This window comes from Actinospineispora spinosispora DSM 44797 (genome assembly GCF_000429025.1).
GTDB lineage: Bacteria > Actinomycetota > Actinomycetes > Mycobacteriales > Pseudonocardiaceae > Pseudonocardia > Pseudonocardia spinosispora.
In genome coordinates this window covers 813,167-824,862 of record NZ_KE386834.1, presented here as the reverse complement: position 1 = coordinate 824,862, position 11,696 = coordinate 813,167, and the positions used below count along the sequence as shown (strand labels likewise).

The window sequence follows — 11,696 nt, the reverse complement described above, 5'->3', positions numbered from 1 at the left end:
AGCGACTGTCCATCGGTGTTGACCTTGGCTTTATAAGGGACACTCATATCGGCGCGGTAGAACAACCGCTGGGCGCACGCGACCCATTGACCCGTTTCTGTCTCACTCATCGCGGTTTTCCGCCGGCCAGTTCGCGTCTCACCGCGTCCGCGCAGCTCGCCGGATCGCGCAGGACGTCGTGTTCCCACAGTCTGATGACCGTCCAGCCCTCGGCGCGCAGGGTGTCGGTGACCTCCCGGTCGCGCGCCATGGTGCGTTCGATCTTCGCCACCCACCACTCGGTACGGCTCGGGAACAGCTCGGCCAGCGACTCACGACCCCGCCTGCGAACCTCGTCCGGATTGCCGTGCCACAGGTCCCCGTCGACGAACACGGCCAGCCTGCGCGACCGGATCACGATGTCGGGGCGACCGGTGACGTCGGGAGCGTGCAGCCGGTAGCGCACGCCGGCCGCGTGCAGCGCACGCCGCAGCGCCAGTTCGGCCTTGGAGTCCTTGTTCCGGACCCGCGACATCATCCGGCTGGTCACCGCCGGATCCCGCGGCCCCAGCCGCTTGCGCACCACCCCCGCCACCCGTCGAGCGTAATCACCCGCGCGGGTCGGGACGACTCTGCACATGTTCATGCTGCGTCGCACATGTTCGGACATGTGCGACGCAGCACGTAGGTGTGCACAGTGGCCATCCGCACACGGGTGGCGCGGGGCGGGCCGGCTGTCAGGCGAAGATGGACTTGTACTGCTGGTAGTGGCTGATCGCGTGCGGGCTCAGCTCACGACCCAAACCTGAGGCCTTCACGCCGCCGAAGGGCGAGCTGGGGTCGGGCAGGTAGTGGTTGACCCCGATGGTGCCGGTCTGCACCCTGCGTGCGACGCCCAACGCACGCTCGCGGTCCTGGGTCCAGATGCTGCCGCCCAGGCCGTAGTCGGAGTCGTTGGCGATCCGAATGGCGTCCGCGTCGTCGGTGTAGGGGATCAGCGACAGGACCGGGCCGAAGATCTCCTCCTGGGCGATCGTGTGGTTGTTGTCCACGTCGGCGAAGATCGTCGGCTCGACGAACCAGCCCTTGTCCTGACCCGACGGACGACCACCACCGACCACCACCCGGGCACCCTCGGCCTTGCCCTTCGCGATGTAGCCCTCCACCCGGTCGCGCTGGCGGTCACTGGCCATCGGACCGATCTGGGTGGTCTCGTCCAGCGCGTTGCCGATCTTCAGCGAGCCGGCGAGGGCGGCGAAGGTGTCGACGACCTCGTCGTAGCGGCTGCGCGGCGCCAGCACCCGGGTGCCCAGGTAGCAGGTCTGGCCGTTGTTCAGCAGAGTCGCCCCGAACAGGTCCTGACCGATCTTCGCCAGGTCGAGGTCCGCGTCGTCGAGGATGATCGCCGCCGACTTTCCACCCAGCTCCAGCGTGACCGGGCGCAAGAGGCGCCCGCAGGTCTCCCCGATCATCCGGCCGGCGGCGGTCGACCCGGTGAACGAGATCTTGTCGACCCTCGGGTGAGCCACCAGGTACGCGCCGACCTCACGGCCACCGGGCACGATGTTGACCACGCCCTCGGGAATCCCGGACTCCCGGATCGCCTCGGCCAGCTCGATCGAGTCCAGCACCGTCTCCGGTGACGGCTTGATCACCAGCGTGCAGCCGGCGGCCAGCGCGGGCGCGTACTTGAATGCCGCGAGGGACTGCGGGAAGTTCCACGGCACGATCGCACCGACCACACCCAACGGCTCCTGACGGACGACGGTCGTGCCGCCCATCATGTGCGGGTGCTCCTCCTCGAAGGTCCGCTCCTTGATCACTCCCGCGTAGTACCGCAGCAGCACGGCGGGGAAGGCCGCCTCGTAGGCGCTGGAGATGGCGATCGGCATGCCGTTCTGCGCGCTGACGTGCTGCGCGACCTGCGGGCCTCGCCGCTCCAGTGCGTCGGCGAACCGTTCCATCGCCGCCGCGCGGTCGGCCGGTGACCAGGTGGCCCAGCCGTTCGGGTCGTCGAACGCTCGACGGGCGGCGTCCACCGCCGCGTCCACGTCCGCTTCCAGGGCCTCCGGCACCGAGCCGATGACCTCCTCGGTACTCGCCGAGACCACCGTGATGGTCTGGTTCGAGCTCGGCGCGATCCATTCGCCGCCGATGAACAGGGTGTCGTGATGGGTCATCCGGCAATCTCTCCTTCGAGCGCTCCTGTTTCGGATCGTGCCATGCGCAAAACCGCAAGCCCGACCCCATACGGGTGAACAGGCCGAAAATGCGGCCAAACTTTGTTCCCGGCAACAATTTCAGTGTGTCGCTACTGGTCCGGACCTCTTGCCCTTAGCGCATCAGAGGTCTATACCTCTCTCATGTCTCGCCTGGCTGACACCCGCGCCGACACGGTGCAGGCCTACGTGGAACAGCTCTGCCTGGACCGGGGTCCGGGTGCGCTGCTGCCCGGGGAACGGGAGCTCGCCGCACACTGCGGGGTGTCGCGGATGACGGTCCGCACGGCGCTGGAACAGCTCATGGCCCGCCGGCTGATCGAACGCCGGCACGGCGCGGGCACGTTCGTGCGCCGTCCGACCCCGGCCCAGCCGCTCATGGCGACATCCTTCCGGGAGGACATGCGGCGACGCGGCATGACCGCGTCCTCGCGGCTGCTGTGGTGGGACACGGTCGTCGCCGACACCGAGCTCGCGGACCGGCTCGAGATGCCCGGAGGTGAGCGCGCACTGCGGGTCTGCCGGCTCCGGCTCGCCGACGACGAGCCGATGACGCTGGAGACCCTGCACGCGCCGTGCTCCAGGGTGCCCGGCCTGACCGGCCACGACCTGGACGGGGAAGCCTCCTACTACGACGTGCTCGCCACGCGCTTCGACCGGCACGTCGCCCAGGGCACCCAGTCGGTCGCGCCGGTCGTCCTGGAGCGCCGGGACGCCGAGCTGCTCGGGGTGCCTGCCGGCAGGCCCGCGTTGCGGTTCGTCCGGACCTCCCGTGACCAGCGCGGCGAGGTGATCGAGAGGGTGGAGTCGTTGGCCAGGGGGGATCGCTACCTGATCGAGATGGACATCATCCCGCCGGCGGGGGCGCTGCGATGACCACCGACATCACCGTCGACGTGGGGCGCAGCACCACTCGTGTACGGGTGGACGGCGGACCGGCCCACCGGCGCCCCGGGGGTGCCGGGCTCGGCGACCCGGACGGGCCACACCGGATCGCCGCGCTGGTCAGGGACGCGATCGCCGCCGTTCGCGACGCCGTCGCGGACACATCGTGGCGTCTCGCCGTCGCGGTGCCCGGCGCGTTCGCGCTGCCCGACGCGGCGGAAGAGCTGGCGGACCGGCTCGTCCGCTCCCCCCGGCCCGAGCCCGGGACGGTCCTGGTCGCCGGCGATGTCGCGGCGTGGCACGCCGGTGCGCTGTCCGGGCGCGACGGGGTGGTCCTCGCGGTCGGCACCGGCGCGGTGGCGCTGGGAGTCCGGGACGGCACGCTGCGGCAGGCCGACGGTCAGGGCCCGCTCATCGGTGACGAGGGCTCCGGGGCCTGGCTCGGGCTGGAGGGACTGCGGGCCGCCGCCCGGGCCCGTGACGGTCGTGGGCCGGCCACGGCCCTGGTCTCACTGGGTCGCGCGATCGTGGCCATGCCGAGCGCCGCCGAGCTCGCCGAGGTAGCGCCCGCCGTACTGGCCGCCGCGGCCGACGGCGACGTCGTGGCGTGCACGATCGTCGACTCCGGTGTCGACGCTCTGGCGAACACGGCGCGGACGGCGGGCGCGACCGATCAGGTCGCCGTCGTCGGTGGGCTCGCCGACGTGCTGCTCCCCCGCCTGCGCGGGCGTCATCCCGACCTCACCTGGCTCGAGCCGGACGGTGACGCGACGGACGGGTTGCGTCTGCTGCTCGACCGGTCGGGGACGGCGTTGGAGAAGGGCCTCGTGCGTGTGTCGGGCGCCGGCGCTTCCCCGGTCGAGGACGCGGCGGTGGACGCCGAGGTGGACCTGTTGCCGACCGAGGCGGTGCGTCCTGGCTCGGACCAGATCGACGTGCTGCCCACCCCGGCGCTGGTGGCTCGTCTGGTGGACGGTCAGGCGGGCGCGGCTCCCTCGGTCGCCAGGGCCCGTGACGCGCTGGCCGCGGCCGTCGACCATGCCGCCTCGGCGTTGGGCAGAGGCGGTCGGCTGGTCTACGTCGGCGCCGGCACGCCGGGCAGGCTGGCGGTCCAGGACGCGGCGGAGCTGACCCCGACGTTCGGCCTCGATCCCGCGCGCGTGCCGACCCTGCTCGCGGGCGGGGCGTCGGCGGCCAGCACTGCGGTGGAAAACGCCGAGGACGACACCGGGGCGGCCCGCACGGCGATCCGGACGACCGACGTCGGTCCCGATGACGTGGTGGTCGGGGTGAGTGCGTCCGGGCGTACGCCGTTCGTCAGGGAGGCGCTGCGGGCGGCCCGTGAGCGTGGTGCGGTAACCGTGGCGATCGTGTCCGCGCCGAACTCTCCGATGGCGCGCGACGCGACCGTGGTCGTCGAGCTGCTGACCGGCCCCGAGGTGCTGGCCGGCTCCACCCGGCTGGCGGCGGGCACCGCGCAGAAGATCGCGCTCAACACGCTGTCCACCGCCGCGATGGTGCGTACCGGTGCGACCTACCGGGGCTGGATGGTGAGCATGCGTGCGACGAACGCCAAATTGCGACGGCGCGCGGTCCGGATCGTGCGCGACGCCGCCGGGGTGGACGAGCCCACCGCCGCGCGGCTGCTGGACGACTCGGCGGGCGATGTGCGCGTCGCGCTGGTCAGCGGCCTCACCGGACTCGACGCGAGGGCGGCCGCCGAGCGGCTGGCCGACACCGGCTCGGTGCGGGCGGCGGTGAGCAGGTGATCGTCGTCGGCATGCTCTCCGGTACCTCGATGGACGGGCTGGACGTCGCGGTCGCGGACCTCGAGATCGCCGACGGGGTGATCGAGCTGACCCCCGTGGCAACGTCCACGACCGCATGGTCACCGCACGTGCACAAGCGGCTGTTGGCGCTGTTGCCGCCGTCGAACACCACGATCGACGAGGTCTGTGAGCTGGACACGCTCGTCGGGCAGGCCGCGGCGGATGCCGCCGCCGCGGCGCTGGCCCAGGCCGGGGTCTCCGGTGACCTGATCTGCTGGCTGGGCCAGACGGCGTACCACTGGGTGCGGGACGGCCGGGCGCTCGGCAGCCTGCAGCTGGGGCAGCCCGCCTGGATCGCCGAACGCACCGGTCTCCCGGTGGTCTCCGACCTGCGCACCACCGACATCGCGGCGGGCGGCCACGGCGCACCGTTGGCCAGCACGCTGGACGCGTTGTGGCTCGCCGGTCCGGACCGGCGAGCCGCGCTCAACATCGGCGGCATCGCCAACATCACCGTCGTCGGCCCCGGCGAGCGGGTCGTGGCGTACGACACCGGGCCGGGCAACTGTCTGATCGACGTCGTCGCGACCCGCGCCGGCTGCCCCGGCTACGACGTCGACGGCGCTCTGGCGGCGTGGGGCCATGTCGACGAGGCGTTGCTGGCCGAGCTGCTCGCCGACCCGTACTACCGCGCCGAGCCGCCCAAGTCGACCGGCCGCGAGCTGTTCACCGCCGACTACCTGACCAAGATGCTCGCCGTGCAGCCGCGCGCACTGCCGCCGTCGGACGTCGCGGCGACCCTGGTGGCGCTCACCGCACGCACCGTGGCGCTGGCGTGCACCGGCCACGGTGTCACGGAGGTCATCGGCTCCGGGGGTGGCATGCGCAACCCCGTCCTGGTCGCGGCGCTGCGTGACGCCCTGCACCCGATCCCGTTGCGTTCCTCCGACGAGCTCGGTCTGCCGACCGACGCGAAGGAGGCCTACCTGACGGCCCTACTCGGCTTCCTCACCTGGAACGGCCTGCCCGGCGTGACCCAGGGCGCCACCGGAAGCACCACGCCCCGAATCCTGGGCCGAATCACCCCCGGCCAGACCCCCCTACGCCTACCCGAACCGGCCACCGCGGCAACAACCCTGCGTGTCCGAAAGACGGACCGCAGCCGATGAGCACCACCAACCCGGAGCTCGCACAGACCGTCTCTACGCCGCACAGAGGGTGGGGCCTCTGTGCGGCGTGCACACACTCTGTGCGAGCTGCCAACATCGACAATGAGGTCAGGTAGAGCGTGATCAATCTTGCTGTCATCGTCGCTTATCTGGTCGCTGTCGCGGTGATCGGGTTGAAGCTGTCCGGCAAGCAGCGGTCCGCTTCGGACTACTTCACCGGGGAGCGGTCGCTGCCGTGGTGGGCGGTCATGTTCTCCATCGTCGCCACCGAGACCTCCACGTTGACCGTGATCAGCGTGCCGGGGGTGGCGTACGCGGGGTCGTTCTCCTACGTCGAGCTGGCCGTCGGCTATCTCATCGGCCGTGTCCTGGTCGCGTTCGTGCTGCTGCCGCTGTACTTCAGGGGTGGGTTCGTCAGCGCCTACCAGTACCTGGGGCAGCGTTTCGGCCGGCATCTGCAGGCGCTGGCCTCGGTGACGTTCCTGATCACCCGGCTGCTCGCGGAGGGTGTGCGGCTGTTCGCGGGCGCCATTCCGATCAAGCTGCTGCTCGCCGAGTTCGGTGTGCACGCGAACTACTTCGTCATCGTGCTGGCGATCACCGCGGTCACCGTCGCGTACACCTACGTCGGCGGCATCAAGGCGGTCGTGTGGACGGACTTCCTGCAGATGTCGCTGTACCTCATCGGTGCCGTGGTGTGCATCGTCGTGCTGCTGCGCCAGACCGGCCTCGGGGCGTTCGCCACCGCGTTCGACGCCGGCAAGCTGACCGTGTTCAACTTCGACCTGCCGATCCTGACCAGCCCGTACGCGTTCGTGACCGCGGTGGTCGGCGGCGCGTTGCTGACGATGGGTTCGCACGGCTCCGACCAGCTGATCGCGCAGCGGGTGCTGTCCTGCCGGTCGCTGTCCGACGGGCGCAAGGCGATGATCGGCTCGGCGATCGCGGTCGGGGTGCAGTTCGCGTTGTTCTCGCTGGTGGGTGCGCTGTTGTGGGTCAACAACGGCGGAGCGTCGCTGGCGAGGCTGGGGTTGAGCTCGGACCAGATCTTCGGCGACTTCATCCTGCGCGGCCTGCCGGTGGGGCTGTCCGGGCTGCTGGTGGCCGGCATCCTCGCGGCGACGATGGGCTCGCTGTCCAGCGCGCTGAACTCGCTGTCGAACTCGACGATCGCGGATCTGGTCCAGTCCTGGGCGGGCCGTTGCCCCGCGCCGGAGGTGATGTTGCGGATCGCCAGGTGGGCGACCGGGGTGTGGGCGCTGGTGATGGTGGCCTTCGCCTCGATGTTCACCACGACCGACAACCCGGTGGTGGAGCTGGGATTGTCGATCGCGTCCTACACCTACGGCGCGCTACTCGGCGCGTTCCTGCTCGGTCTGCTGGTCCGGCGCGCGGACGGCACGGCCGCCGGGATCGCGTTCGTCGCGACGCTGCTGGGCACGGGGTGGGCGGCGATCGGCCTGCGGATCGGGGCGGACGCCAAGCCGCTGGCGTTCCCGTGGTTCGTGCCGCTGGGTGTCGCCATCACACTCGTGGTCGGCGGGCTCGTCGCGCTACTTCGCCCCCGCCGCGAGGCTCCCGTGCACGTCGCCGAGCCCGCCGGCGGGTGACCAGCCGAGCCCTCGGGAGATGCCGCGCGCGGCGGCCTGCACGACCGGGATGTACTCGCGGGGCGCGTGCTCGTTCGGCACCACGACCGACAGCGCGGCGACCACCTGGTCCTGGCCGTCCCATACCGGCGCGGCGACCGACAGGGCGTCGAGGGTGATCTGGCCGTCGCTGATCGCCAGCCGCCGTTTGCGCACGTCGGCGAGCACCCGGCGCAACCTGTCCGGGGTGTCGATGGTCTTGTCGGTGAACCGGCGCATCGGCGCGGCCAGCACCCGTTCCTGCAGCTCGACATCGGCGTAGGCGAGCAGTACCAGGCCAACGCCGGTGGCGTGCAGCGGCAGCCGGCCGCCGACCCGGTTGGTGACCTCGATGGCGTGGCGGGTGGACAGCCGTTCGACGTAGACCACCTCCATGCCGTCGAGCACCGCGAACTGCACGTTCTGCCGGGTGGCCTCGTGCAGATCCTCGAGAAACGGCATGGCGGTGTCGCGCAGCCCGTGCCCGCGCGGGGCGAGCGCGCCGATCTCCCACAGCCGCAGCCCCACCTGGTAGCAGCCGCGACCGGTGCGTTCCAGCGCGCCCCAGCGGGTGAGCTCGGCGACGATCCGGTGCGCGGTGGTCAGCGGCAGGTCCGCCCGTCTGGCCAGGTCGGACAGCGTGAGCTCGGCCTTCGTCGAGGAGAACGCCGCGAGCACACTCATCGCCCGGTCAACCGACGACCGGGGCGCCGAGGTCAGCGCGGATAAGGCAGGTAACTCAGACATCGAAGAAGACTGTCTCCCCTTCACCCTGCAGCCGCACGTCGAAACGGTAACCACCGTCGGTCGCGTCGGCGATCAACGTGTGTCTGCGCGCGGCCGGGACCGACCGCAGCACCGGGTCCTCGGCATGTGCGGCGCTGTCCTCCGGGAAGTAGATGCGGGTGACGACGCGGTGCAGCAGCCCTCGGGCGAAGACCGACACGTCGATGTGCGGCGCCTGGTCCGGGAGCACACCGGGCAGCACGGTGGTGACCGACCAGTTGCCGTCGGGATCGGTCGCGGACCTGCCGAAACCGCGCCAGCCGCTGTGCCGTCCCCGTGGATCGTCGGGGTGGTCGAAACGGCCGTCCGGGTCCGCCTGCCAGGTCTCGATCATCGCGTCGGGCACCGGGGCCCCGGCGCCGTCGTAGACCGTGCCGCCGATCCGGACCGAGCCGGGTGTGCCGGGTGGCACGACGTCCGGACCGTCCGGCCATGGCAGGCCGATCGCCAGGTACGGCCCGACGGTCTGGGACGGTGTGCTGCCGTCGAAGTGCTCGGTCCTCACGCGTGCGCCTCCTCGAACGGGGTCGCCTCGCGTCCGCGCAGCACGATGTCGAACCGGAACGCGAGCGCCCACTGCGTCTCGGTGTTGGCCAGGTCGAACTGGGAGATCATCCGTCGTCTGGCCTTCTCGTCCGGTACCGAGTTGAAGATCGGGTCGTGGGCGAACAGCGGATCGTCCGGGAAGTACATCTGGGTGACCAGGCGCTGGGTGAACGCTCGGCCGAACACCGAGAAGTGGATGTGCGCGGGGCGCCAGGCGTTGTCGTGGTTGCCCCACGGGTAGGCGCCGGGCTTGATCGTGACGAACCGGTAGTTGCCCCGTGAGTCGGTGAGCGCCCGGCCGACGCCGGTGAAGTTCGGGTCGAGCGGGCTGGGCCACTGGTCGGCCTGGTGCCGGTACCGGCCGCCCGCGTTGGCCTGCCAGATCTCGACGAGCGAGTCCGGCACCGCACGTCCGTCGCCGTCGCGCAGGGTGCCGTGCACGATGATCCGCTGGCCCTGCGGCTCACCCTCGTGCTGCCGGGTGAGGTCGTGGTCCAGCTCGCCGATCCGGCCGGGACCGAGCAACGGTCCGGTGACCTCGGTGAGCCGCTGTGGCAGCAGCACCAGGGGTTCGTTCGGATGTCTGAGCCCGGTGGAGCGGTACCCGGGCGAGTCGAGCGGCGCGTGGGTGCCCTCCGGGTCGCGCCGGTATGTCGGGAGCACGAGCCGTTCGGATGTCGGGGTCCCTGCGCCGCTGCCTGCCACCATCACTCCTCCTCGAGGCCTACCCGGACATCGTCATCCGCCGCCGGCGTGACCCGGCAGACCATATTCCGCTGAGCGGAAGAGTGACCGTCGCGTCCAGGCGTCCAGCCCGAGTGCGACCGCGCCGACCACCGCGATGCCGACGAGGATTCCCGCCGCGGTGTCGGTCGCGTAGTGACGTTCCAGCGACACCATCGCCCCGCACACCCCGACCACGACACAGCCCGCGAGCAGCACGAGCAGCCGACGCACCCAGGTCCGCCGGGGCAGCCCCACCGCAACGAAACCGATCATGAACACGGTGATCTGCGCGGCGATGCTGTTGGCGTGCCCGCTGGGTAGCGCCAGGCTGCCGTAGTGCGTCCGGTCGATGATCGGTTTGAGGACGAACTCGACGATGAGCGCGGCGAGCACCGGCCCGGCGATCGCCAGCACGACGACCGGCCGCCGGCCGGTGCGGCGCGCGGCGAACACCAGGATCACCATGCCGAGCAGCAGTCCCGGCGGGCTCCCCGGCGCGGTCAGCAGCCACAGCGGCTCCTCGTAGTTCTGGCCGCCCGCGATGAGCGGGTCGCCGATCGAGGCGTCGAGCTGACCCGCCGTGCGTGCCCCCGCGTACCACCAGCCCAGCGCCGCGACCCCGAGCACACAGAACGCGATCACCACCGGCATCGCCCTGCGCCACCGGTCGGGCAGCAGGATGCGGTCGAACGGCTCCACTACGGCCCTTGCATCAGTCGTCGAGCTGTCTGGCACGTCCTCCAGACTGCCCGACGCGACGACCGCCGCGCGTGAGGCCTCTCAGCGGTGACACCGCTCACAGTCTCGTCGGACCCTCGCCGTCGGCTTGCCGGAACGGACGTGAGAGGTTCGAATCAGTCTTCAGTAACGATCGGCTGAGAAACCCGTGGCCGGTCGATGAGAGGAGTTGGCCGTGCGCATCGAGCTGGACGAGCCGGACAGGGACTGGACCGTCGAAGGTGTCTACGAGGTGCGCCCCGACCTCTACCGGATACCGCTGCCGCTGCCGTCCGACGGCCTCAAGGCGGTCAACGTCTACGCGATGCGCGACGGCGACGGCCTGGTGCTGATCGACTCGGGCTGGGCCATCGACGAAGCGCGGGCGGTCCTGGACAAGGCGCTCGGCGCGCTGGGCCACGAGTTCGCCGACGTGCACCGCTTCCTGATCACCCACGTGCACCGTGACCACTACACGCTGTCGGTGCGGCTGCGCAGGGAGTTCGGCAACCACATCAGCCTCGGCATCGGCGAGCAGCCCTCACTGCGCGAGACGGCCGACCCGGACCGGCCGCCGTTCTTCGCGATGAGCACCAAGCTGCACCGGTGCGGCGCCGTGAAGCTCGCCGCCGAGGTGGGTGCGCAGCCGCGCGAGCACGACGTGAGCGACTGGGAGGACCCCGACGAGTGGCTGGCGCCGCCGACCGACGTGGCGCTGCGCACCAGGACCCTGCAGGCGGTCTCGACACCGGGCCACACCCAGGGGCACGTGGTGTTCGTCGACGAGGGCTGGGACGCGATGTTCGCCGGCGACCACGTGCTGCCGCACATCACGCCGTCCATCGGGCTGGAGGGCAACGTGGCGCACTCGCCGCTGCGTGACTACCTCCAGTCGCTGCAGCTGGTGCTGAGCCTGCCCGACCGGGTACTGCTGCCGGCGCACGGGCTGGTGTCGCCCAGCGTGCACACCAGGGTCGACGAGCTGCTCGCCCACCACGCCGAACGGCTCGACGCGATGGCCGCCGTGGTGACCGACGGCAGTACCGCGTTCGACGTCGCCCAGCGGGTGACCTGGACGCGCAGGGGCCGCAACTTCGCCGACCTCGACGTGTTCAACCAGTGTCTCGCGATCTGCGAGACGGGTGCCCACCTCGACGTGCTGACCGAGCGGGGCAGGCTGCGGCGCAGCGAGACCGACGGGGTGCGCCACTACCGGGTCTGAGCGCCGGGCAGCGCTCGTCGTACCCTCGCAGGCATCTCCTCCCAACTCCC

11 protein-coding genes are annotated in these 11,696 nt (G+C 71.0%); 5 read left to right on the top strand and 6 right to left on the bottom strand.

Annotated elements, in window-relative coordinates:
• Nucleotides 1-106: 106 nt before the first annotated feature.
• Both G406_RS0133225 and G406_RS0133220 read right to left on the bottom strand, forming a co-directional pair.
• Nucleotides 107-574 carry a very short patch repair endonuclease gene (locus G406_RS0133225; RefSeq protein WP_169736832.1) on the bottom strand — a complete coding sequence of 156 codons (468 nt, stop codon included), beginning with the start codon at nucleotides 572-574 and terminating at the stop codon, nucleotides 107-109.
• 142 nt (nucleotides 575-716) lie between these two features.
• The gene (locus G406_RS0133220; protein WP_028937143.1) at nucleotides 717-2,159 is read right to left on the bottom strand and encodes an aldehyde dehydrogenase; all 1,443 of its coding nucleotides are present in this window, start codon (nucleotides 2,157-2,159) and stop codon (nucleotides 717-719) included.
• Between the two features lie 183 nt (nucleotides 2,160-2,342).
• Here G406_RS0133220 and G406_RS51495 point away from each other — a divergent pair, with 183 nt between their 5' ends.
• The 4 genes from G406_RS51495 to G406_RS51490 all read left to right on the top strand — a co-directional run bounded on the left by G406_RS51495 (nucleotide 2,343) and on the right by G406_RS51490 (nucleotide 7,631).
• On the top strand, nucleotides 2,343-3,074 hold the full coding sequence (locus G406_RS51495; RefSeq protein ID WP_051343008.1) for a GntR family transcriptional regulator: 732 nt from the start codon (nucleotides 2,343-2,345) through the stop codon (nucleotides 3,072-3,074).
• Nucleotides 3,071-4,852, top strand: coding sequence for an N-acetylmuramic acid 6-phosphate etherase (locus G406_RS58595; protein ID WP_084216535.1), 1,782 nt, complete (start codon nucleotides 3,071-3,073; stop codon nucleotides 4,850-4,852). Before G406_RS51495 ends, G406_RS58595 begins: the two co-directional genes overlap by 4 nt.
• Nucleotides 4,849-6,021 carry an anhydro-N-acetylmuramic acid kinase gene (locus tag G406_RS0133205; RefSeq protein ID WP_028937141.1) on the top strand — a complete coding sequence of 391 codons (1,173 nt, stop codon included), beginning with the start codon at nucleotides 4,849-4,851 and terminating at the stop codon, nucleotides 6,019-6,021. Before G406_RS58595 ends, G406_RS0133205 begins: the two co-directional genes overlap by 4 nt.
• Before the next feature lie 119 nt (nucleotides 6,022-6,140).
• Nucleotides 6,141-7,631: a sodium:solute symporter gene (locus G406_RS51490; RefSeq protein WP_051343007.1), complete on the top strand. Its 1,491-nt coding sequence runs from the start codon at nucleotides 6,141-6,143 to the stop codon at nucleotides 7,629-7,631.
• Here G406_RS51490 and G406_RS51485 read toward each other — a convergent pair.
• From G406_RS51485 to G406_RS54800, 4 genes are read right to left on the bottom strand one after another with little or no spacing between them, the layout of a single operon-like run.
• Nucleotides 7,575-8,396, bottom strand: coding sequence for an IclR family transcriptional regulator (locus G406_RS51485; RefSeq protein WP_051343006.1), 822 nt, complete (start codon nucleotides 8,394-8,396; stop codon nucleotides 7,575-7,577). The genes G406_RS51490 and G406_RS51485 overlap by 57 nt on opposite strands.
• Entirely contained in the window at nucleotides 8,389-8,940 is a 552-nt protein-coding gene (pcaG, locus tag G406_RS0133190) for a protocatechuate 3,4-dioxygenase subunit alpha (RefSeq protein WP_028937140.1), read from the bottom strand. The genes G406_RS51485 and pcaG overlap by 8 nt, the downstream gene beginning before the upstream one ends.
• Nucleotides 8,937-9,689 (bottom strand): protocatechuate 3,4-dioxygenase subunit beta, encoded by a 753-nt coding sequence (gene pcaH, locus G406_RS0133185; RefSeq protein ID WP_037079560.1) that lies wholly within the window; start codon nucleotides 9,687-9,689, stop codon nucleotides 8,937-8,939. Before pcaH ends, pcaG begins: the two co-directional genes overlap by 4 nt.
• A gap of 30 nt (nucleotides 9,690-9,719) precedes the next feature.
• Nucleotides 9,720-10,442, bottom strand: a complete 723-nt coding sequence (locus G406_RS54800; protein WP_156935280.1) for a phosphatase PAP2 family protein — start codon at nucleotides 10,440-10,442, stop codon at nucleotides 9,720-9,722.
• 178 nt (nucleotides 10,443-10,620) lie between these two features.
• On the opposite strand from G406_RS54800, the gene G406_RS0133175 reads away from it, so the two are divergent.
• Complete coding sequence (locus tag G406_RS0133175) at nucleotides 10,621-11,646, top strand: MBL fold metallo-hydrolase (RefSeq protein WP_028937138.1); 1,026 nt, start codon at nucleotides 10,621-10,623, stop codon at nucleotides 11,644-11,646.
• Nucleotides 11,647-11,696: the final 50 nt, after the last annotated feature.